This is a genomic window from Pollutimonas nitritireducens (genome assembly GCF_002849615.1).
Classification (GTDB): Bacteria; Pseudomonadota; Gammaproteobacteria; order Burkholderiales; family Burkholderiaceae_B; genus Pollutimonas; species Pollutimonas nitritireducens.
The window spans coordinates 105621-128478 of record NZ_PDNV01000003.1 but is presented as its reverse complement, the minus strand read 5'-3'; the positions used below and the strand labels follow the sequence as shown (position 1 = coordinate 128478).

Genomic DNA, 22858 nt, shown 5'->3' with positions numbered 1-22858 from the left:
GAATGACCGAGCGCTACTTGATAGAAGGGCAAGCCATGTGCCTGGTGCATATACACTCCAACGCGCTGCACCCAATTCAAACGGCCATCGCCAACTTCCCTTTTCTCGTTGCAGGGCGATCGGAAGGCTGGTCAATACGATCCAGCAATACTTTAAGCGTCTTTTTGATTTCCTGCTGGATGGTTTTCATCTCGACATCCAGGAGGGCCGATTGATACTGTAATGGATCAGGTCGGGACCTATCCGCCGCGGATTTCAGGGCGTCACAGGTCGAGTTCAAGATGTCGTCTATATCTCGGAGAATTTTTCGTATTATTTCCTCGCTACGAAAGAATCCGACGCGGTTCTCAAGGCGGACCAGGGCCGAGAGCTTCAATCCCTGCGGTATACCGACGAGGCCATAGGCGGCCAGCCCGATGTCATCGCGCGGGAGTCGATCTACCGCACTTATTATTCTATCGAAGTCGAGTTTGCGGTCATCGATCAAGACCTCGACTTGCCCTTTCATCTGTGCAGTAAGGGGATCCAGCGCGGCGATCCGCTCGAAACCGACCAGCCTGTTTCGCATCGTATCGAACAGAAATCCCCATGCGTGCTGCAGAAAGCTTACAAGGTGATCCTTCGATGGCTCAGTCACACCCTCAAATTCGTCGAAGTAAGACATAAAACCTCCTTGCTGCATTTAGTCAGGAAAGGTTTCAAATACTATCGACCCCGGCTTGGTATGGCACTTGGCCCTATAGCGTAAGCCGAGTCTCGGCTCATGTTTGAATCTACGGTCTTTCGTCGTGATTCACTGCCACTTAGAAAGGCTCGCTGGCATCCGCCAATTGATACCGCGAATTTCCCATCGCCGGCGTCACCGGATGCCAGACAAAGGCAGATTCTGGCCGGGGCGTCGTCAGCATGGCCAGAGCGTCCTCGACACGCGTGGCCGGATCCAGCCAGGCGAGGGCGTCTTCAGGTGCCAGAACGATAGGCCGCCTGTCATGGATATCCACCATTCCGCCGGCAGCATCGTCTGTGACGATGGCAAACCCGTGCGCCGCGTTCATTTCCGCACCGGGGCTCCAGGCAGCAATGGCAGCCATCAGTATCGGGGCATCGTTCTTTGCATGTATATACCACGGTTGCTTTGAGGTTTTTTCACCTATCCATTCATACCATCCCTCAGCCGGAACCAGAATCCGCCTGGTCAGGAGTGGCAGCCAGAATGGCGAACCGTTCAATACCGTATCGAGTCGGGCATTGCTGGCCGGGCCGCGCTTGTACCATGCGGGCTTGTACCCCCAAAACATTCGCTCGACCTGTTCAGATCCATCGCCCAAGCGGTGCAAGGTAAGCGGCCGCGTCCCTGGCGGAACGTTGAATTTCGGCGCCTGCACATCGTTGAGAATCGCCCGCGGATTCCAGTTCAACGTTTCCATGTACTGTTCGCCGTCACCAGCCTGCCGTATTCGCCCACACATAGCTAGTCCTGTTCGAGATTTGTCCTGCCAATGCGTTTCGGATTGTTGCTCGCCACTCAGTTCATTATTGACCAATGTGGTCAGCAATGCCAGCGGCGAATTCATGATCTCCCGATCTTTTACTAACGCAGATTTCGATCAAATAAGATAGGAGGGCCTGGAGAAAGAAGGGGGATAAAAAATGCCCTCCGAAGAGGGCATGAACCGTGTCAGGGGTTCAAATGCGCTGCAACGTTATTTGCCATACTTCGTTTTGGCCTGGGCAATACATTGGTCCTTCGCATCACCCGACATAGCGTCGCATTTTTCTTTCGCTACGTCATACGCGGAATCGCGCTTTGTTTTCACGGCGTCATGTTGTGCTTCTGCGGATTCTTTATTAGCCTTTGCATCAGCCTTTGCTGAGTCCCTCCGGGCTTCAGCCGCTTTCTCGCAGACGTCCTGGTCGTTACCTTTCAACGTTTTGCACTGCTGCATGTCCGCGTTATATCGGGTCTTGGCGTCTGCCGCGGTCGTCGATTGAGCCCATGCCGATGAACTCATTCCTGTCGCTCCCTCTTTATAAATTGCGTCTCAAAAAGCTCAGTGCCGGGTCGGTCACGCTTTCTGATAACGTGATGACAGCAACTGGTGTGCCCGACATGGGGATTGTGCATAGTGTGGAGGGAAGAAGGGCATAAGTGGCTGGGCAGGAGCGAGCGAAATGGTGCCGGCTATACCAACAACGCCGCGCTATTTCGCGGTGGGCACCAGCTTAAACCCGCAGCTGGATCCCCATCTATCCCTATGGCACAACCAAACCGTGTCGCATTCCAGACATCGGTATTGGGTGTCGGTGCCGCCATGGTTTGGGCGCTGTCCCTCACTCTTCATGTATTTATGAGGCTCTACATGGCCGGGGAGGGTGGCGACCTCAGCGCACGCTGCGCATACCGTTGCCGTTGAGCCGGGCATAGCCGTTCTTTTCTTTTCGCGATCCGTTAATGTCGGGCTGCTCGAGGTAGCCTTCTGCGGATCGACATGGCGCGGAGCATTGAAATCTTTCAAGGCTCTGCCTTTACCGGGTGGAATTCCGTATCAACACCATCGGGGTCAGTACGGCGTATCCAGACCGTATTACATTCCGAGCACTCGTAATGTCGTTCAAGCGATGCCATATAGACGGAGGCATATATTCTTCGCAGCTCCATTTTCTTATGGGGCTTTGGGGCAGGGTGCATAATGCGCACTCACCGCAAGAATCGCACATATGAACGGAATAGGCTGGGTGCATCCGGTAACACTACGCCAGCGTTTCTCGCGTACCTATAGCCTATTCGGATTAATCCATCCGTTCCGGAAGCTCTGCCAGATAGCGTATGCACGGGACCAGCCGATTCGGCCCACTTGTGTCCGCCAGCTGATGCTGTGGCTTTCCCATAGCCGGCGTCGCTTGATACCAGACAACGGAGGACTCGGACCGCGGCCTGGATAGCAATTCCAGCGCATCCTCGATAGACGTCTCCGGATTTACCCATGCATGGGCGTCATCGGGTGCCAGTGTCCCAGAACATGCGTTCGGCCTGCTCAGTGCTATCGCCAAGACGGTGTAACGTGAGCGGGCCGCGTACCGGGCAGCACGTTGTACTTGGTTGCCTTGATGTCATCAAAAGCGCCCGAGGGTTACATCTTCGCATACCGCCAGATCTGCGTAAGCGCGTCGACGCGGCCAGGAAAACGACCGGCCGATCTTTGAACGGGGAGATTCTCGCTCTGATTGAGGCGGCGCTCGACATCAATGAGCCGAGCCTTATGTCTACTGTACAAAGCCTGAAGGAATCAGTCGATGCGCTAAATAAGCGCCTGGACGATAAGTAGCCCACAAAGAAGCCCCAATGAAGGGGCCAAATATCGCTTGTCGCTGCTGACATTAATTGTTTCGGCATTATTTTCCCAGAGACATGGGCGCCTCATTATTAGGTACAGGCGGAGTCGCAGGGGTCCCTTGCGGGTTTTGGTTGCCGCCACATTGCGTCGCTTTCTGTCCCGCCGCTTCCTGCATGCCTGGATCCTCGTTGGCGTACTCCGATTCTTCTGCTACAGATTTCAATCCTAGTTCCGGGCGAGGGTGCATTTCATTTTGGTTCTTTGCTTTTTTCTGGTCAGGCTGTGACGGGCTTGTGAGTTTCTTAGCCTCTGCCATGATATTTCTCCATAAGCATGGTCTAGGCGGTTTGGTTAAACAGCCTGTACTCTGCATATGTATTGAGCGGCAAGCCATGTGCCCAACGTGGAGAGGCGTAAAAAAAGCCCTCGGAAGGGGGCTGTCCTAACCGTTACGGCCGTGATCGGACCGCTGGATCGTTGAGGTCGTTGGCGTCATCGACATCATCTAGCGCATCCCGAACATCGTCTTTTGTTTCGCCGTACTTGCGCTGAATCTTACCGGCAACCTGTTCGGTTTTGCCGTCGATCTCTGTGCTTCGGTCGCCGGTAAGCTCCCCGAAGGCTTCCTTGACGTTGCCTTTGATTTCCTTTCCGGCGCCTTTAATACGATCGCTATCCATATCAGTACTCCTTACTTGCGTTCATCGAACCGGGTTACCGGTGCTCATGAAAGAGAAAGCAAGCTATGTGCCCAGGCGATAAACGTAAAAAGCCCTCCGGAGGGGCCGGGCGCTGGCCGAATATCGGAGACATTCGACTAGTTGCTCATAGGCGCCGCAGAAAATCATTCAGCATAGCCTTAGCTTGTCGCAGTCGCGATTGAAAGGAGGTAAATTGAAAATAAGGGAAGCGAGGCGGGTAGAGACTGGAGTAATAGTCCTCAAGCGCATCATCCAGGTCGCCAATCGCGCCGTCTATTTCGATTAATATCGGGCTTTGACTCGCCTGGGGGGTGAAGCTGCTTAAAACACGGGCATATTGGGACGCTCCGTGGGACAATACGGCAGGGCCACTGCGCCTTGAGTAACCGAACCCGCCAAGTGCGGGTTTTTGCATCTATGCGCGGGCACAGGCTACGTGCCCTTATTGAGAAGGTGCTGCAAACGTTCTTGGTTTGGATGCTCTTTGATATCTATGCGAATAGCCTCTACCAAAACAGCGAAGACCTTTTCGGTCTCCAATCCGTGCCGATCCGCAATGTCGCCGATCCTTTCCGAACGCTGGTGGTAGTACGCGGAGTCGAACTCTTCGACACCGTTTAGCTGATCAAGTATTTGTAGAGCAAATGCGTAGTCGTCTTCCATGTGGCGTCCATCGGTAAGCTGTTATCTTGGAAATCACAACATACCATGGTGGTATCGTGACCGCTGATTCCGGCATCATGACCGCCGATTCCGGTGTCCCCGGAAATCGGACACGATAGACCGGAATGGGTGGTCGCAATGGACCAGAATGGCTGGTCACGATAGACCGAAATCACTGGTCACGATAGGCCGGAATACCCACTCACGGCGCGACGATCAGCCGGCTTAATGGAGACGCGAAATCGCACCGCGAACGCGCCGAGGCCGCCGAAACGAAGTACAAGCTGTTCGAGGGTACGCGCACCTTGCGCCCGAACACTTAGAAAGTGCGGCTCTTCATCATTAACGGGGGACGCCGACATTCATTAGACTTGTTTTTGCGACGAAACACGTTTAATGGAAGCAATGCCGATGTCCCCAGTAAATTCTATCTTAGGAATCAGAGATTTATTAATTGATCGAGTCGAACGTGGCCGAGAGATTCATGTCTGGGCCAGGCCAGCCAAGCGCTTGGCGTGCGTACATTGCCAGCAAGAGTCGGTACGTATTAAAGCCACGCACCCACGTACGCTCAAACACACGCGCCAGGGCAATCAACTGATGGTGCTGCATCTGCGCGTGCCCAAGTATCACTGCACCGATTGCAATCGCTATTTTCGCCACCGCTTCGCGGACATCCGGCCGCGGCGCCGAGCCACCGAAACGTATCGTCTGGAGGTCTTCGAGGCCCACGACGGGGGCGTGAGCCAGCGCCAACTGACTCGCACGCACCGGATCGGCAGTGCGACCGTCGAGCGCTGGTATCAATCGTTTATCAAGCAGCGTGTGTCAGAGTTGTCCGGCCGTAGCTGTCCCCAGGTACTGGGGATCGATGAGCACTTCTTCAGCCGCAAACGTGGCTACGCCACCACGTTGGTCGACCTGAAGAACCACAAGGTGTTCGATGTGGTGTTGGGGCGATCAGAGGCGAGCCTGCGCAGCTATCTGAAGCGCCTGCCAGGCAAGGAGAACGTGCGGGTGATCGTGATGGACCTGTCCGAGACGTATCGCCGGATTGCTCAGAAGTACTTCCCCAATGCCATGATCGTGGCCGACCGATTTCATGTTGTGCGACTGGTGAATCAGCACTTTCTGAAACTGTGGCAGCAACACGATCCCGAAGGCCGCAAGAATCGAGGGTTGCTCAGCCTGATGCGCCGGCATCACTGGAAGCTGACGGCGGTGCAGAAGGAGCGCTTGGATCAGTATCTGGCGCAGTCGCCGGTGCTTCAGGCACTGTACTTCGCCAAGCAGCAACTGAATGGCTTTCTGGTGATGAAGAGCCTCAAGCGCAAGCGGGCCAAGCAGATGCTGCCCAAGTTCCTCACGCTGCTCGAGCAGTTCGAAAGGAGTCCTGCGCGTGCCTTGGTCGAGACATTGAGGTCCTGGTTGGAGCCGATCGTGCGCATGTGGCGCTTTACCAAGTCCAACGGCATCACCGAGGGCTTCCACACTAAAATGGAAATGCTCTCACGCCGTGCATATGGCTTCAGGAACTTTGAGAATTACCGCATGAGAGTCTTGGCTCAATGCGGTTGGAACGGTGTGATCAACCGTGTCTGATGAATGCCCATCCCCCGTTAATGGGGAAGAGCCTAAAGCATATCCAGGCCATTTGGCCACTTTATGCTTTACGGCACACCGCCGCCGAGCGGGAAGGCTGGAAATTTTGGTGGGCGGTACAAGGTTCGAACTTGTGACTTCCACCGTGTGAAGGTGGCACTCTACCACTGAGTTAACCGCCCGGGGTAGGGCGCAATTGTACACCAACTTACGCAGCGGCAGCGCGCCAAAGACAAGGTCCACCGGAGGCCTTGTCCAGCCCGGCAAGGTAGTCTTCGTGTTGCCGGATTTCTTCCGGATTCGCCCACAACACCTTCAACACAGATGCGTCGAATCGCTCGATTCGCACTCCGTTCGAATCCATTCCACCCTCGTCCTCGAAATCCATCAATAAGGCATCCTGCCCGCGCGTCATGGCGATCCAGACATCGGCCAGTAATTCGGAATCGAGCAAGGCGCCATGCAGCGTACGGTGTGCATTGGAAATGCCATAGCGCTCGCATAGGGCGTCCAGCGAATTGCGCTTGCCGGGGTGCAGTTCGCGCGCATGCAACAAGGAGTCAGTCACCTTGGCGCACAATGTGTCGAAGGCAGGCAGGCCGATGCGATTAAGTTCGGCATTAAGAAACTTGGTGTCGAACGCCGCATTGTGAATGATGACTTCAGCATCTTTTACGTAGTCGACCAACTGGTGTGCGACGTCCTCGAATCGTGGATGTTCCGACAGGAATTCTGTGGTCAAGCCATGTATGGCCAAGGCCTCGGGGTCGCTGTCGCGGTCGGGATTCAAATATAGGTGCAGGTGACGACCCGTCAGCGTGCGATTCACCATTTCGACGCAGGCAAGTTCAACCACTCGATGGCCCCTGGATGGGTCAAGGCCTGTGGTTTCGGTATCCAGCATAATTTGACGCATATAAATCCTGTTCTTTACAGCTAATGTTCGCACACAATCAATAAACCCGGGCGTTGGGCAACAGCGTCGTCAATCGGCGACCACCAGCGGCAAATCACCGCTTTGCTGCGCTCCCTTTGGCTTCGTCTTGCGCGCGATCAGTGTATAGGCCACGGGCACCACGAAGAGTGTCAATAATGTGCCCAGGCTCAGGCCGCCAACGAGAACCCACCCGATTTGCTGGCGCGACTCGGCGCCTGCGCCCGTCGCATAGGCCAACGGCAAAACACCCAATACCATGGCGCCGGTAGTCATAAGTATAGGACGCAAGCGCAATACGCTCGCTTCAGTGACCGCCTCGTAGATATCTGCGCCCTCTTCTCTCAGCTGCGTGGCGAACTCGACGATCAGGATGCCATGCTTGGTAATGAGGCCCACCAGGGTAATGAGCCCGATCTGGCTATAGATGGACAAGGTGCCGCCCGATAGCCACAATGCGAGCAGCGCGCCTGTCATGGACAAGGGCACCGAAAACATGATGATCAATGGATTGCGCCAGCTTTCGAACTGCGCTGCCAGGACCAGATAGATAAACGCCAACGCCATGACGAAGACGAGGTAAATACTGCCGGATGAGTCGCGAAACTCGCGCGACTGGCCATCCAGGTCAGTCTGTACGGTACGCGGCAGCGCTTCGCTCGCGACCTGGTTCATGTGCTCAAGCACCTCGCCCAGCGCATAGCCCGGTGCGATGGATGCCTGAACCTTCACGGCCCGCAGCCGATTGAAGTGGTTCAGCGACTGCGGAGAAACGCTTTCGACGACGTTGACGAAATTCGACATCTGCACCATGCTGCCCGCATTGGTACGCAGGTAGATGTCGGAAATGTCGGCGGGATCGGCACGATCCGCTTTCTTGACCTGGACAATGACGTCGTATTGTTCGCCGCTATCCTGGAAGCGCGTAACCTGGCGACCGCCCAGCATCGATTCCAGGGTGCGCCCTACATCGCCGACGTCGATCCCGACATCGGCCAATTTGTCGCGGTTGACGACCACCCTTAGCTCCGGTGTGTTCAGCCGCAGATCCGTATCGATATTCTGCAACCCTGGATAGTCGCGCAGCTTGTCGATAAAGCCGGCCACAAGCTTGGCCATTTCAGAATAACTGGCCTGGCTCATGATCACGAAATCGACAGGCTTGGAGGTTGCCCGCTCGCCCAGTGAAGGCGGATTGGTCGGAAAGGCACGTACGCCAGGTAGCGCGGCAAAGCTGGGCTGCAGCGCCGCGGCGATGCTTTGCTGAGAACGTGATCGCTGATCCCACGGCTTGAGACGCAGGATCGCTATGCCGTCAATTACAGTGGGATACCCGATGATGGTCTGATTGCCGCTGGCCTCGGGAATGTCCGCATAGAAGCTTTCGATAGTCATCACGCTCTGCATGGTGTAGTCCATGGTGGACCCTTCGGGCGCGCTGACCATCCCGTATATGACACCGCGGTCCTCAATGGGAGCAAGCTCGCTCTTGACTGTTTTGAACAATACGACGCTGCCCGCGGCCACCGCCAGCCCGACGAGCAGCACAATGGCCCGGTGGCGCAGCGCGCGCGCAAGGCCGTTACGATAACGTCGGGTCAGGGCTATCAGCAGGTTCTCGATAAAGGTATAGACACGCCCATGGCCAGACTCATGGCGCAGCATGGTGGCGCACATCATGGGCGTAAGGGTCAAGGCTATGAAACCGGACACCAGCACCGCGCCGGCCAATGTCAGCGCAAATTCGATGAACAGGCGGCCCGTGCGGCCGGTGGCAAAGGCCAATGGGGCATACACCGCCACCAGGGTAAGCGTCATGGCGACGACCGCAAAGCCTATCTCTTTGGAGCCCAGGAAGGCAGCCTCCAGCTTGGTTTTGCCTTCCTCCATATGCCGGAATATGTTCTCGAGCACGACGATGGCGTCGTCGACGACCAGACCGATGGCCAGCACCATCGCCAGCAGAGTCAAGGTATTGATGGAGAAACCGAACAGGTACATGATCCCGCAGGCGCCTATGAGCGATACGGGAATGGTGACGATGGGGATGAGACTGGCGCGCAGGTTGCGCAAGAAAAAGAAAATGACCAGCACGACCAGGATGATGGCCTCGACCACCGTCATGTACACCGACTTGATGGACTCCTGGATAAACACCGAGCTATCGTAGGCGATAGTCAGCTTCATGCCAGCCGGCAGATTCTCGTTGATCAAGACCACCTCGTTGCGGGCTTCCCGGGACAGGTCCAGCGGGTTCGCGGTGGATTGCTTGGTGATGCCTATGGTCAGGCTTTGCTCTCCATTGAATCTTGCCAACACACGATCATCGGCCGGACCGATTTCGACATCGGCGACATCGCCCAGCCTGACCGGGTAACCGCGAACATTGGCGACCACTACGCGATTGAACTGGTCTGCCGTTTGAAGGTCGGTGGACGACACAACCGAAAACTCGCGGTCCCTGGACTCGATCCGGCCCGCAGGAATCAATACATTCTGCTGGCGCAATGCCGCTTCGACGTCTTGCACAATCAGCCCGTAGGCACCCAGCTTGGCACGATCAACGTATACCCGCATGGAGGGCAGGCGCTCTCCGAACACGCGAACCTCGGCGGCCCCGGGCAGAACGGACAAACGGGTCTTGATGTAGCGATTGATATAGTCCGAGGCCTGCAGCGGCGTGTAATCGCCGGAGGTCACCCCTATATAAATAATGGGAGTCGAATCAGCCTCGACCTTGCTGATGATGGGTTCATCGATCTCGTCGGGCAGGAATCGCCGGGCCCGCGACACCTTGTCGCGGACTTCCGCCGCGGCGGCATCGGGATCGCGTGATAGGTTGAACTTGATGTTGATAAGGCTGCGCTCGGACCGGCTGCGAGAGGTCATTACATCGACCCCTTCGATACCGGCCAACTGATCTTCCAGCGGCTTGGTCACCTGCGATTCGACGACTTCCGGCGACGCGCCCTTGTAGACCGTGACGACCGATACGACAGGCTCATCGATGGCGGGGTACTCGCGCACGGTCAAACGCTGGTACGAAATCAGGCCGACCAGAACGATAATGAGCGACAGCACTGTCGCGAATACCGGGCGCTTGATGCAGACGTCAGAAAGAATCATGGGAATACCAGGTATCAGGAGATGGCTGGCTTTTCGGCAGGCGGCAGCGCTTCGACAGCGGCTCCATCGGATACTTTCTGCAGGCCCGAAACCACTATCCGGTCGCCCTCGCGCAGGCCGCTGATGACTTCTACCTGTCCGGCGCGCCGCTGCCCTATGCTTACTTCGACGCGATTCACGCGTCCGTCCACCAAGCGATAAACATACTGCGACTGCCCCGACGGAGCAAGCGCGGCTTCAGGTACCACCAGCGCCTGGTCGTTGGCAAACTGCAGTTGCACGCGGGCAAACATGCCAGGACGCAGGGCGCCATCGGTATTCGGAACATCTGCACGCAGCAAGATGGACCGCCCCCCCACATCGACCAGCGGACTGATCGCACCCACGACACCTTCCCGGGTCTGTCCAGGAAGCGCATCAAACTGCAAGGTCAGCTTGATTCCTACGCGCGCCTGCCCCAGGAATTGTTCCGGTACTCGAAAGTCGACATTCAACGGATCGATGGACTCGATAGGCACCAGATCGATACCGGGGCTGACGTAGTCACCCACCGACACATTGCGCAGGCCGACCAGGCCGTCGAAGGGAGCTCGTATTTCGGTCTTATCCAGATGGGCCTTGGCCAATGCCGCCGCTGCCTGCTGGACCTTGAGCTGGCTGGCTGATTCGTCACGTGCCTGCTTGCTGAGGAAGCCTTGCTTGGTCAGTTCGACCGCACGCCGGTACTGACTGGACGCCAGGCTGAGATTGGCCTGCGCCTGCTGCAACTGAGCTTTCACCACACTATCGTCGAGGCGCACCAGGACTTGGCCTTTCGATACCTTGCCGCCCTGATCGAAATTGATCTCGGCGATACGGCCAGTGACTTCGGGACGCAACATGACTGAATTTTCCGACCGCAGGCTGCCCACGGCCGACACCCCGCGTTCCCACGGCACCCGCTTTACCGACTCGACCTGCACGGCAATCTTCTTAGGCGGAGTGATCGCCAGGGGAGCCTTATTTGCCTTGGTTGCCGCAAGCGACGAGGTGGCGTCATGATCAGCCAGCCACCTGGCTCCGCCCACGCCCATCGCTATTCCGGCGGCCAGTATCAGCAAAACGCTTATCGCAGGGTTCTTCATCGAATAAAAATAGTTCTGGACACAATTTGTGACTGTAGCATTGGACGCGACATCAACTGATGCTTTTTTCAACCAAGGCTGCGCGTGCGTGATCGACCCCCAGGTTAGCGAGCTGGTCGGCACGCTCGTTGCCGGGATCGCCCGCATGTCCGCGCACCCAACGCCAGGTCAACGTATGCTGGGCAACGAGTTGGTCCAGTTCTTGCCACAGGTCGGCATTCTTCACTGGCTTCTTGTCGGCGGTGCGCCAGCCTCGCCGCTTCCAGTTGGCCAGCCACTCACTCATTCCCTTCTGCACGTACTGGGAATCGGTATGTACCACCACATCGCAGGGACGTTTCAAGGCCTTCAGCGCCTGAATCACTGCCATGAGTTCCATGCGATTATTCGTGGTGTTGGGCTCTCCGCCGTATAAGGCCTTTTCGTGTCGTCCCTGGCGCAGCAACGCGCCCCAACCGCCCAGACCGGGATTTCCCTTACAGGCACCATCGGTCCATATTTCAACTTGACTGCTGTTCATTAACGTGTGCTGCCCAGACTATCGCTACAGGAATAAATCAGAATTTCGGCTGGTTACCACCGCTTGTCGCCTGACGCGCTTTTTCGATGTCTTCCATGCCGGCCCTACCAGACGCATGCCAGCCACCCGCTTGACGGCAGACACCACGTACACTGCCCCGCAAACCGGCCACCAGCGATCGCCCGCCGCCTCCATGAAGGCCCAACGGTCTAGCCAGGTTTTACTGACACACGGAGGCGCATAGCAACCGAAACGGCCGCGATCGAGCTCGAAAGACAGGAGCTTGAACCAGTCTTTCAGCCGCGCGAGCGAAACCTGCATATGAGCTGGTATAGGCGTCAATGGATCGAGCCCGGGTACACGTTCGCGCCCGCCCCACAGGCTCCAGGGGTTGAACCCCGATATCACCACGCGGCCTTCGGGCACAAGCACCCGTTCGGCTTCCCGCAATATCTGATGAGGCGCATTAGAACACTCCAACACGTGCGGCAAGACCAGCAAGTCTATGCTTTGGGTTTCGAAAGGAAGATGTTCGGGGTCGGTCACCAATACAGCACCCTGCTCGGCTGCCCGTTCAAAGAGAATCCGGGTACGCCCCTTGAACGGGATGCGATTCGTCCGCAATAAGTCCCACTGCGGGAGGCCAATTTGTATGGCATGATAACCGAACACATTTGCAACGATGCCGTCGATCTGTTTCTGTTCCCACGCTTGTACATATTGACCTGGCGCAGTGCCCAGCCACTCTGCCAGCTCTACAATCAGAGGTTGGTCCGCCAATACATCAACTCCCGTAGCTTATGGTAAATACTGAACTCATCCCGATACCCGCGTTCTCCGACAACTATATATGGATGGTACGCAAGAATGGGCATGCCATTGTTGTCGATCCGGGACAATCCGATCCGGTCATTGCTGTGCTGGATAAGCACGAATTGGTACTGGATGCCATTTTACTGACTCACCACCACGCAGACCATGTGGGGGGCGTCCTGGCATTACAACAGCGAACCGGTGCTGCCGTCTATGGTCCCGCAACAGAAACCTTGCCCGCGTGCGATCACGCCTTGGTGGAAGGCGATACTTTCCACCTACCCGAGGTCGGCCTGTCATTGCGGGTGCTCGATATTCCCGGCCATACCGCTGGGCATATTGCGTACCATGGACAATATGCCGAAGGAAAACCCCTGGTTTTTTGCGGTGACACACTATTTGCGGCGGGTTGCGGCCGGATATTTGAAGGCACTCCACCCCAGATGTTCAATTCTCTGGGTAAACTACGTGCTTTACCGCTGGATACACTCGTTTGCTGCGGCCACGAGTACACTCTTGCGAACCTACGTTGGGCACTTGAAGTCGAGCCCGACAACGCCGCTCTGCATCGTTTGTGGGAATCGGCTACGCAACTCCGCAAGGAAGGCGTGCCTACGTTGCCATCCACCATCGCCGCCGAGCACGAGACCAACCCTTTTTTTCGAACCTCGCAGGCCACCGTATCGAATTCCGCTTCGCGTTATGCGGGCAAGCAACTGAATTCGGCCGTAGCGGTTTTTGCTAGTTTGCGTGAATGGAAGAACAATTTCAAATGAATTGCCGATGACCAGCCTACAACGACTATTCATTCTGCTCATCATAGCAGTCTTGTCTGGATGCGCCACCAACACACCTGAAAACCCGTACGCGCCCCCAAAGAAAAACTACACGGCCGCCGAAACGTCGCGCACTATCGATTTGACCAACCCACCGCGCGATATGTGGGACCGGGTCAGGCGTGGGTTTGCCATACCCAACCTGAACAACGAGCTCACCGAACAGTGGACCAATTACTACGCATCGCATCCACAGTCGGTCTTGCTGATGAGCAAACGCGCAAGCAAGTACCTCTACCATATCGTTGACGAGCTCAACCGCCGCGGCCTGCCCACCGAACTCGCCCTCCTGCCTTTTGTCGAAAGTGCCTACAATCCCACTGCGTACTCACGCGCCCATGCATCGGGTCTCTGGCAGTTCATACCCAGCACCGGCCTGCACTACAAACTGGAACAGAATGCGTGGCGGGACGAACGCCGGGATCCCGTCGCCTCGACCAATGCAGCGCTTGATTACCTGGCCTATTTGTACGACTTCCAGGGCGACTGGTATCTGGCACTGGCCTCGTACAACTGGGGGGAAGGATCAGTCAAGCGCGCCATGGAAAAAAACGCCAAGGCTGGCGTTCCGGCAGACTATGCAACCATCAATATGCCGGCGGAAACACGCAACTACGTACCGAAGCTGCAGGCGATCAAGAACATCATTGCCAACCCCAAAAAGTACGGCATCACACTGCCGGATGTCACCAACGAGCCCTATTTCACCAAGGTGCAGACAGCGCCCAACATTGATCTTGAAGTTGCGGTTGCCGCCCAGCTTGCCGAGATGCCGCTCGATGAGTTCAAGTCGCTCAATGCCTCGTTCAATCGGCCCGTGATCCTGGCGGAGCATCAGACCACACTGTTGCTGCCCACCAACCGGGTGGATATCTTCAATACCAACCTGGCAGCCTATAAAGGCAAACTCAGCGAATGGCAGACTTACAAAAGCAAATCGGGTGAGTCTTACGTAACCATCGCCGAGCAACACGGCATCAGCGTGGCGGAACTGCGCTCAATGAACGGCCTGAGCAGAAAGGCAAAGCTTGCCGACGCTCAGACACTGCTGGTACCAACAGCCGGAGCCCGTGGCCGCATCCAGCTTGCATCGCTTGACGTATCACCCGACAAACCCGGTGTCCGCTCCAAGTCATCGCGCGGCAACAAGGACGTCGTCGTATTGCGCCGCAAGGCCAACGTACGCACACATACCGTCAAGGGAGGCGAAACGCTGTTTTCCCTGGCAAAGAAATACAACACTTCCATAAATGAACTGCGCAAGCTGAATAACCTGAAAGGCAGCACATTGGCCAAGGGTGTTCAACTGCGCGTGCCCGGAACGAGCATCCGCGGCTAAACCATCAAATCAAGAAAAAGGGATTTATCAAATGGGTTTCCTCAACGGCAAGCGCATCCTCGTAACGGGGGTTCTATCAAACCGGTCAATCGCCTACGGCATTGCGCATGCGTGCAAAAAGCAGGGCGCCGAGCTGGCATTCACCTATGTGGGCGATCGCTTTAAAGGGCGCGTTATCGAATTCGCGGCCGAGCTGGGCAGCAATATTGTCATTCCCTGCGACGTTGCCGAAGATGAACAAATCGAAAACACATTCAAGGAACTGCAGAATCATTGGGATGGCCTGGATGGACTGGTGCATTCCATCGGCTTTGCGCCACGCGAATCGCTCAATGGCGATCTGCTCGAAGGTTTTTCGCGCGAGGCTTTTCGCGTTGCCCACGATATCTCGGTCTACAGCTTCCCGGCACTGGCCAAGGCGGCATTGCCCATGCTCAAAGGGCGCAATAGCTCCGTACTGACCCTTACATACCTGGGCGCCGAAAAAGTCGTTCCTCACTACAACACAATGGGCCTCGCCAAGGCCTCACTCGAAGCCAGCGTGCGCTACCTTGCCTCGGCACTCGGCCCCCTGGGCATACGGGCTAACGCCATCTCGGCAGGTCCAATCAAGACACTGGCAGCCAGCGGCATCAAGGACTTCTCTGCCATTTTCAAGTATGTGGAAGCCAACGCGCCTATGCGGCGCAACGTCACGATCGAAGACGTCGGTAACGTGGCCGCTTTCATGCTCTCGGATCTGGCCGCTGGTATTACTGGCGAGATCACCCACGTTGATGGCGGGTTTTCAACCGTCGTGCCAGGAATGGAATAAGGCGCCATACTCGACGCCATGTTGGGAGGCCCGGGCAAGCCGGGCTTGGGCATCTGTTCTTCTGACGGCTATCCGGGGAAAAGCACGGGTGTCTGCCCCTCCATCCACGGTGGATATTTTTTCATGATGCCGTCGAACAGTGTGGACTGTGTCCAGCGCAGCAACCACGTGCGAAGCGCGGGCCAGCGCTGAATATCGAACCAGTCCAGATCCGTATGAGCAAACTGGCGCACGAATGGCGCGATGGCAGCATCGGCCATCGTGAATTTTTCACCGCATAAGAAAGAACGGCGTGTCAGCACAGCATCGAGCTCATGCAACCAGAGCGCTGCGTGGCCACGATGAACCTGGCGATCGACGTTGCCGTAACGCTGCGGATATTTATAGCGATCGAGATGGAACTTGAAACTCTCATCGCAATCGGTGATCAGGCGGTTCATCGCCGATACCTTGCCAACTGACGACGGCAGCCATGCATCCGGATCGTTCTGTCGCAACGCCCACAACATGATGTCCAGGCTTTGCTCGATGACTGTGCCGTCAGGCTCGACCAGCACTGGCACGGTCGCCTTTGGCGATGCATCGAGCAAGGCTGCAGGCTTATCGCGCAGTACCACTTCGCGCAGCTCGCATACCAGGCCGCTGGCAACAATGGCCGAGCGCGCACGCATCGCATAAGGACAGCGACGGAACGAATAAAGAACGGGAATCACGCAAGACCTGTCGTGGCCTCGGCAGCGGCTTCAGCCTTCTGCTTCATCGCTTTCTCTTTGGCAGCCTTCTTGAGCTCCACGCGCACGCCGATATGCCTGTCGGCACGCTTCCTGGCCAACTCGACTTGCCTCTGTCTTTCGGCAAATCGTTGCTTTTGCTCGTCGGTATGCTTGTCATGGCAATGGGGACAACTGACCCCGTCCACGAAAAGGCTGGAGGACTTGTCCGCGGCACTAAGCGGCAAGCGACAGGCGCGGCAAAATTTGTAGTGCCCTTGCTCCAGGCCATGCAGGACCGATACCCGCTCATCAAAGACGAAACATTCGCCATCCCAACGGCTTTCCCCCGATGGAATCGTTTCAAGATACTTGAGAATGCCGCCTTCCAGGTGATACACCTCGTCGAATCCGAGCGTACGCATATAGGCAGTGGATTTCTCGCAGCGTATGCCTCCTGTACAGAACATTGCCAGCCGAGGCTTGTTATGGAGCACGCCGCCTTCGGCGGACTGCTCTTTCACCCATTCCGGGAACTCCGTAAAACTGGCGGTGTGCGGATTGATTGCGCGCTTGAATGTGCCAATGGACACTTCGTAGTCGTTGCGCGTATCGACAACGACGACGTCCGGATCGTCGATAAGAGCATTCCAGTCTTCGGGGCTGACATAGGTACCGGCCATGGTCTCAGCCTGCACATTGGGTACGCCCATGGTGACAATTTCGCGCTTAAGCTTTACCTTCATGCGATAAAACGGCATCTTGTCAGCCCATGATTCCTTATGCACCAGGGTTTTCAGACGTGGGTCGTCGCGCAAGAATTCCAGTACGGCGCAAATTCCGGTCGACGTGCCTGCAATAGTGCCGTTTATACCTTCTTCCGCCAGCAGCAACGTACCCTTTACTTCGTGCGTTTCACAGCATGCCAGCAGTGGTGCCTGCAGTGCCTGGAAGTCGGGAAGATGGACAAATTTGTAAAGCGCTGCAACGAGGAAGGAAGCCATGGTCGTTAAGGATGTAAGGGCAGGAACCCTAGATTTTAACGCCTTTGGTGCTGGAGGGCGTCAGGCCGGCGACTTCACGTGTTTCTTGCCGTAGCGCTCATTGCCCACGCCGCTCATGCTGATGATGCTCTTTGCAGAGGCCTTCTTTGCGCGTTCTTCATTGATGAGCAGCAGCGTGTCGGTCTGTAGCGGGCGAAAAGGTGTTGGTGTTCGTGGTTTGACTAGCATAGTACCCTCACAATCAAAAAATCCAATCCAGACCTTAACATACCCCTTTTTTATGAAAGTTTCGCGAAGAGTCGCGATTTTGCTCGTAAACCCCAATGCCCGGGGCCGGTCCTCCGATCTTTTTTCACACCGTAACGAGACATGCTCTCATTACTGGTACCGTTCCCCGGTCGCAAATGCTAAATTGGCCCGCGATCATTTTTTGGTTCTGACATGGATTCACTGACACAAGCCGTTCTGGGCGCGGGGATTTCCGGCGCGATGCTGGGGCGCTTCCATGGGCGCAAGACATTGCTGGCCGGAGCCGTGCTGGCCTCGCTGCCAGACATGGACGTGCTCATCGATTACGGCGATCCGATTTCAGGCATGATCCATCATCGCGGTTTTTCTCATTCCCTTTTCGTCTTGACCGGGTTGGCCGTTCTGCTGACTGTTGCTTGGCGCCGCTGGCGCCCCTCGCAAGAATACGGAGCGGGCCGCCTGCTTGCAACCTTGTGCCTGATACTGTTGACACACCCCTTGCTGGACGCATTTACCAGCTATGGAACGCAACTGTGGTGGCCATTGCGGCCCACGCCAACTAGCTGGTCCAGCATCTTCATCATTGATCCTTTCTATACCGTACCCCTGCTGGTGGGAGTACTGGTCGCGGCCATCGCTGGCATCGGCGGGCGAACCCAGCGTGCACTGGTATGGGTATTGGGTGCCAGCACAATCTATCTTGCCTTGTCGCTCGTCGCCAAGACAACGATCGAGCAACGAGCAAGCCGAATTCTTGAAAAGGACGGCATACGGGCGCTGGCAGTCTTCTCAACACCGGAGCCTTTCAATATCCTGCTCTGGCGCGTAGTTGCCAGGACCGCCGATGACCACTACGTTGAACTTATCAGCGGCTTGCTTGATGATTCAGCACCCGAACGAATCATGCTTCCCTTGAACAGTGCCCTTGCCTCCGAACTGCCGCCCGTCCCTCAATTGGACGGGCTGCGCTGGTTTACCGACGATTGGTTGCGCTATGACGAAATCGATGGACAGCTTGTGGTCACCGATCTGCGCATGGGCCTGGGTACGGGGCACTACTCTTTCCGTTTCAAAATCGCCACGCGTACGGGGCCGGATGGTACCTGGAAATCCATCACCCCTACCTACTGGCCCAGCGTTCGCGATATTCCGGCACTGAAGGCCGCCGTGCGCCGGGCATGGCAGCAATCACCACCGCTGCCCCTCAGGCAGTGGGAAAAGCGAATGACCTTACCGTTCGGAGGAACACCGGATTCGTAGCAACGGCAATGCGCATTCAGTCGTCCAGACGCGCACGCAGTTGTCGCAGAAACGTAGGAAGTTCGGCCGGCAATCGATGCGCAAGTTTGTGGAAAAGCTCCGCATGCGAGTCGAGTTCCTTAGCCCATGCCTTGGGGTCGATAGACGTGATGCGCTGGAATTTTTCCGTATCGAAATCCAGTCCTTCCCAGCTGATTTCTTCATGCAGCGGCGTGATGCCGAAAAGCTTGTCTTCGCCTTTCGCCGAGCCCTCGATACGCTGCAGCATCCACTTGAGCACCCGCATATTCTCGCCGAATCCAGGCCAGATAAAGCGGCCCTGCTCGTCGGTCTGGAACCAGTTCACGCAAAAAATACGGGGCAGTGTCGCGCCGGAGGCTTGCAACCGCAAACCCAATTCCAGCCAGTGCGCAAAATAGGAACTCATGTTGTAACCGCAAAACGGCAACATGGCGAAAGGGTCGCGACGTACCACGCCCTGCGCGCCAGCGGCTGCCGCGGTTGTCTCCGATCCCAGCGTAGCCGCCATGTACACGCCTTCGATCCAGCTGCGCGCCTCGGTCACCAGCGGAACGGTGTCTGACCGCCTTCCCCCGAATATGAAGGCGTCAATCGCAACGCCATCGGGATTGTCCCATTCCGGATCTATGGCCGGATTCTGGATCGCCGCAACCGTAAACCGCGCGTTGGGATGCGCCGCCTTGCGCCCGCTGTCTGGCGTCCAGTCCTTGCCTTGCCAGTCGAGACAGTGCGCGGGCGCGGGGCCCATGCCCTCCCACCAGACATCGCCATCGTCAGTCAGCGCCACGTTGGTGAAAATCACGTTCTCCCGCAAGGACGCCATGCAATTGAAATTAGTCTTTTCGTTGGTGCCGGGCGCAACGCCGAAATAACCCGCTTCGGGATTGATGGCATACAGGCGCCCATCCGGTCCCGGCTTGATCCATGCGATGTCGTCGCCAATGGTGGTGACTTTCCAGCCAGGCAGGGACTGCGGAGGAATCATCATGGAGAAATTGGTTTTCCCGCAAGCCGATGGGAAGGCGGCCGCCAAGTGCATCTTCTTGCCTTCGGGCGACGTGACGCCCAGTACCAACATGTGCTCGGCCATCCAGCCTTGCTCCCGGCCCATTGCCGACGCAATCCGCAGGGCAAAACACTTCTTGCCCAGTAAAGCATTTCCGCCATACCCCGATCCGAAGGACCAGATCTCGCGGTCTTGCGGGTAATGGACTATGTACTTCGTATCGTTGCAAGGCCAGGCTACGTCAGCTTCCCCGGCAGCCAGCGGCTTGCCGACAGAATGGACGCAGGGCACGAATTCGCCATCGGAACCCAACACGTCATAAACAGCGCTGCCCATGCGCGTCATCATTCGCATGTTGGCCACCACATAGGGGGAATCTGAAAGTTCCACGCCAATGTGGGCAATGGGCGACCCCAGTGGTCCCATGGAAAACGGGATGACATACATGGTGCGCCCCCGCATACAGCCGGCAAAAAGACCCGCGAGCGTCTGACGCATGGCATCGGGAGCCGCCCAATTATTGGTGGGACCGGCGTCTTCTTCCTGCTCAGAGCAGATGAAGGTACGATCTTCCACACGCGCCACGTCGCTGGGGTCGGACCATGCGAGGTAGGAATTGGGCCTTTTCAATGGATCCAGGCGACGCAGGGTTCCTGCCTGGACCATCAATTCGCACAGCCTGTCGTATTCCTGTTCAGACCCGTCGCACCATTCGATGCGATCAGGCTGAGTCAACGCCGCGATTTCTGCTACCCATGCTTTCAGCCGGGGATGGCGCAGGTTCTCGGGTGCGTTCAATTCAACAGGTAATTGTGGGCTGGCTATGATATTCATAGAAATTTTCTCCATCGTGATTTGCGTCGTATAAGGCCCGGAGCCGAAAGGCCATTCTACGGCCTATCGTCAAAGACGTCTCCTAATCCGTTCAGGCTAGTTTGCGACACTATCATCTGTCATCAGACAAGTGGACAGCCTATAATGAATAGCTTCGAATCAACCCTTCCGTGCACTACCTATGGCTGAACTTTCGCGCCCAACGTTGTCGCTCCAGAGACCAGAAAACCTGTCCGTTCAGCTCGCCAAGAATTTAACCGAGCGCATCGGTCGCGGTGAGCTTCAGGCGGGCGACAAATTGCCCAGCGAGCACGAAATGGTGGCGGCATATGGGGTCAGCCGCACGGTCGTGCGCGAGGCGGTTTCGCACTTGAAAAGTTCAGGCCTGGTGGCGTCCCGCCAAGGGGTGGGCGTGTTCGTCCTGGAGCCGCCTGCAGCAGCACCATTTCGCATTGACGCAGAAGAGCTCGGCACGGTGAAAGAAGTCATCAAGCTGCTGGAACTTCGCATCAGCCTCGAATCGGAAGCGGCTGCCCTTGCAGCCCTTCGCCGCAGCGATGAAGACCTGGCCAAGCTGCGTGTAGCGCTCGATCTTATGGCCCGTGGTATCGATGCGCACGAAGACGCGGCCGATAAGGATTTTCTGTTTCACCAGGGCATCGCGCAGGCGACCGACAATCACTATTTCATGGAATTATTCGGCTATCTGGGAACGATGGCCATTCCACGCTCGCGTATTGGAATGTTCAAGTCCGATACGGGTGCGCGGGAAGCATATCTGCAAAAGGTGCACCAGGAGCACGAGGCGATATTCCATGCCATCGCCACCAAAGACGCGGACGCCGCCAGTGCCGCCATGCGCCGCCATTTGAGCAACAGCCGCAACCGTTTGAAAGCCGCCGCCGAGTCGCTGGATACGTCCGCTACCTGACATCTGCAATTCATAAAGTCAGTATTAATTTTTGCTTGTATGACAACTGACAAGCAGATATGATGTGAAAAAATCGCATTGCCAACCCAACAATCATCCATGAGGAAACGTATGTCGATCGATGCACAGGAATTGAAGCGAGTCATAGGCTCAGGTTTGCTGTCTTTTCCACTGACAGATTTTGATGCGCAACACGACTTCAACAAATCGTCTTACCGCAAACGACTTGAATGGCTCAAGTCCTACGACGCCAGCGCCCTGTTTGCCGCAGGCGGCACCGGCGAGTTCTTCTCCCTGGCCAGGGACGAATACGCCGACATCATCGGAACCGCCGTCGGTGTGTGCCGGGGCGAGATGCCGATTATCGCGGGAACCGGATACGGCACACGTGTCGCAATCGAGTATGCGCTCGAGGCGGAACGCCAGGGCGCAGACGGCATCCTTATCCTCCCCCACTATCTGACCGAAGCTGACCAGGAAGGCCTGCGCCGTCACGTCGTCACCATATGCAAATCGGTATCGATAGGCGTCATTGTCTACAACCGCGGCTTATGCCGCCTGAATGCCGAAACTGTCGAGAAAATAGCCGATGAGTGCCCGAATCTGGTCGGATTCAAGGATGGATTCGGCGATATTGAGCTGATGATGTCTATTCGCTCCCGGCTTGGTGACCGCCTGGCCTATATCGGCGGACTGCCTACGGCCGAAGTGTTCGCGTCTGCCTGCAAGGCCATGGGTGTATCCACCTACTCCTCGGCGGTGTTCAATTTCATACCCCGTACAGCCGTCGAGTTCTATAACGCCTCGGTCAATAATGACACGAGCACGATGGATCATCTGCTCAAGACCTTCTTTTTCCCCTACCTCGAGCTGCGCAACAGCGGACAAGGCTATGCCGTCAGCATCGTCAAGGCAGGCGCAACGGTCGTCGGCAAGACCGCAGGCCCCGTGCGCACGCCGCTATGCGATCTTAGCTGTGCCCAGCACGAACAACTAAGTACGCTCATAAGTCGCCTTGGCCCTCAATAAAAGACAG

Annotated in this window: 22 protein-coding genes and 1 tRNA gene; 8 read left to right on the top strand and 15 right to left on the bottom strand. The window is 56.5% G+C overall.

Annotated elements, in window-relative coordinates:
* Positions 1-76: 76 nt before the first annotated feature.
* Positions 77-664, bottom strand: coding sequence for a hypothetical protein (locus CR155_RS05085; RefSeq protein ID WP_102068915.1), 588 nt, complete (start codon positions 662-664; stop codon positions 77-79).
* A gap of 139 nt (positions 665-803) precedes the next feature.
* Positions 804-1574 carry an SOS response-associated peptidase gene (locus CR155_RS05080; protein ID WP_233213912.1) on the bottom strand — a complete coding sequence of 257 codons (771 nt, stop codon included), beginning with the start codon at positions 1572-1574 and terminating at the stop codon, positions 804-806.
* Positions 1575-2984: 1410 nt separating this feature from the next.
* Between CR155_RS05080 and CR155_RS21330 the strand changes: the two genes are divergently transcribed.
* Positions 2985-3326, top strand: a complete 342-nt coding sequence (locus CR155_RS21330; RefSeq protein ID WP_143705178.1) for an Arc family DNA-binding protein — start codon at positions 2985-2987, stop codon at positions 3324-3326.
* Between the two features lie 67 nt (positions 3327-3393).
* On the opposite strand, the gene CR155_RS05070 is transcribed toward CR155_RS21330, so the two are convergent.
* The 3 genes from CR155_RS05070 to CR155_RS05060 all read right to left on the bottom strand — a co-directional run bounded on the left by CR155_RS05070 (position 3394) and on the right by CR155_RS05060 (position 4699).
* The gene (locus CR155_RS05070; RefSeq protein WP_102068914.1) at positions 3394-3651 is read right to left on the bottom strand and encodes a hypothetical protein; all 258 of its coding nucleotides are present in this window, start codon (positions 3649-3651) and stop codon (positions 3394-3396) included.
* A 133-nt stretch (positions 3652-3784) separates the two neighbouring features.
* The gene (locus CR155_RS05065) at positions 3785-4015 is read right to left on the bottom strand and encodes a CsbD family protein (protein ID WP_102068913.1); all 231 of its coding nucleotides are present in this window, start codon (positions 4013-4015) and stop codon (positions 3785-3787) included.
* Between the two features lie 453 nt (positions 4016-4468).
* Positions 4469-4699, bottom strand: coding sequence for a hypothetical protein (locus CR155_RS05060; RefSeq protein WP_102068912.1), 231 nt, complete (start codon positions 4697-4699; stop codon positions 4469-4471).
* Positions 4700-5095: 396 nt separating this feature from the next.
* Here CR155_RS05060 and CR155_RS05055 point away from each other — a divergent pair, with 396 nt between their 5' ends.
* Complete coding sequence (locus CR155_RS05055; RefSeq protein WP_199171680.1) at positions 5096-6301, top strand: ISL3 family transposase; 1206 nt, start codon at positions 5096-5098, stop codon at positions 6299-6301.
* A gap of 107 nt (positions 6302-6408) precedes the next feature.
* Here CR155_RS05055 and CR155_RS05050 read toward each other — a convergent pair.
* The 6 genes from CR155_RS05050 to CR155_RS05025 form a co-directional block, all read right to left on the bottom strand.
* Positions 6409-6483: transfer RNA gene (locus tag CR155_RS05050), tRNA-Val, on the bottom strand.
* 26 nt (positions 6484-6509) lie between these two features.
* Complete coding sequence (dnaQ, locus tag CR155_RS05045; protein ID WP_102068910.1) at positions 6510-7217, bottom strand: DNA polymerase III subunit epsilon; 708 nt, start codon at positions 7215-7217, stop codon at positions 6510-6512.
* 69 nt (positions 7218-7286) lie between these two features.
* Positions 7287-10361 (bottom strand): efflux RND transporter permease subunit, encoded by a 3075-nt coding sequence (locus CR155_RS05040; RefSeq protein WP_102068909.1) that lies wholly within the window; start codon positions 10359-10361, stop codon positions 7287-7289.
* Between the two features lie 14 nt (positions 10362-10375).
* Entirely contained in the window at positions 10376-11485 is a 1110-nt protein-coding gene (locus CR155_RS05035; protein ID WP_102068908.1) for an efflux RND transporter periplasmic adaptor subunit, read from the bottom strand.
* 52 nt (positions 11486-11537) lie between these two features.
* On the bottom strand, positions 11538-12005 hold the full coding sequence (rnhA, locus tag CR155_RS05030) for a ribonuclease HI (RefSeq protein ID WP_102068907.1): 468 nt from the start codon (positions 12003-12005) through the stop codon (positions 11538-11540).
* 24 nt (positions 12006-12029) lie between these two features.
* Complete coding sequence (locus CR155_RS05025) at positions 12030-12785, bottom strand: class I SAM-dependent methyltransferase (RefSeq protein ID WP_102068906.1); 756 nt, start codon at positions 12783-12785, stop codon at positions 12030-12032.
* Positions 12786-12805: 20 nt separating this feature from the next.
* On the opposite strand from CR155_RS05025, the gene gloB reads away from it, so the two are divergent.
* The 3 genes from gloB to fabI are packed head-to-tail and all read left to right on the top strand — an operon-like array spanning position 12806 to position 15807.
* A complete protein-coding gene (gene gloB / locus CR155_RS05020; RefSeq protein ID WP_102068905.1) occupies positions 12806-13594 on the top strand; it encodes a hydroxyacylglutathione hydrolase in 789 nt (262 codons plus the stop codon).
* A gap of 7 nt (positions 13595-13601) precedes the next feature.
* Entirely contained in the window at positions 13602-14993 is a 1392-nt protein-coding gene (locus tag CR155_RS05015) for a transglycosylase SLT domain-containing protein (protein WP_102068904.1), read from the top strand.
* Between the two features lie 31 nt (positions 14994-15024).
* Positions 15025-15807 (top strand): enoyl-ACP reductase FabI, encoded by a 783-nt coding sequence (fabI, locus tag CR155_RS05010; RefSeq protein WP_102068903.1) that lies wholly within the window; start codon positions 15025-15027, stop codon positions 15805-15807.
* A gap of 68 nt (positions 15808-15875) precedes the next feature.
* On the opposite strand, the gene CR155_RS05005 is transcribed toward fabI, so the two are convergent.
* From CR155_RS05005 to CR155_RS20740, 3 genes are read right to left on the bottom strand one after another with little or no spacing between them, the layout of a single operon-like run.
* Entirely contained in the window at positions 15876-16520 is a 645-nt protein-coding gene (locus CR155_RS05005; RefSeq protein WP_369406171.1) for a glutathione S-transferase, read from the bottom strand.
* Positions 16517-17521 carry an oxygen-dependent tRNA uridine(34) hydroxylase TrhO gene (trhO, locus tag CR155_RS05000; protein WP_102068901.1) on the bottom strand — a complete coding sequence of 335 codons (1005 nt, stop codon included), beginning with the start codon at positions 17519-17521 and terminating at the stop codon, positions 16517-16519. Before trhO ends, CR155_RS05005 begins: the two co-directional genes overlap by 4 nt.
* Positions 17522-17581: 60 nt before the next feature.
* Complete coding sequence (locus CR155_RS20740; RefSeq protein ID WP_158238237.1) at positions 17582-17749, bottom strand: hypothetical protein; 168 nt, start codon at positions 17747-17749, stop codon at positions 17582-17584.
* A 213-nt stretch (positions 17750-17962) separates the two neighbouring features.
* On the opposite strand from CR155_RS20740, the gene CR155_RS04995 reads away from it, so the two are divergent.
* Complete coding sequence (locus tag CR155_RS04995; RefSeq protein WP_102068900.1) at positions 17963-19030, top strand: metal-dependent hydrolase; 1068 nt, start codon at positions 17963-17965, stop codon at positions 19028-19030.
* A gap of 16 nt (positions 19031-19046) precedes the next feature.
* Here CR155_RS04995 and CR155_RS04990 read toward each other — a convergent pair whose 3' ends face one another.
* A complete protein-coding gene (locus tag CR155_RS04990) occupies positions 19047-20891 on the bottom strand; it encodes a phosphoenolpyruvate carboxykinase (GTP) (protein WP_102068899.1) in 1845 nt (614 codons plus the stop codon).
* 181 nt (positions 20892-21072) lie between these two features.
* On the opposite strand from CR155_RS04990, the gene CR155_RS04985 reads away from it, so the two are divergent.
* Together CR155_RS04985 and kdgD are read left to right on the top strand one after the other, a co-directional pair.
* Positions 21073-21822: a FadR/GntR family transcriptional regulator gene (locus CR155_RS04985; protein ID WP_102068898.1), complete on the top strand. Its 750-nt coding sequence runs from the start codon at positions 21073-21075 to the stop codon at positions 21820-21822.
* Positions 21823-21933: 111 nt separating this feature from the next.
* Positions 21934-22851 (top strand): 5-dehydro-4-deoxyglucarate dehydratase, encoded by a 918-nt coding sequence (gene kdgD / locus CR155_RS04980; RefSeq protein ID WP_102068897.1) that lies wholly within the window; start codon positions 21934-21936, stop codon positions 22849-22851.
* The last annotated feature ends 7 nt before the right edge of the window (positions 22852-22858 follow it).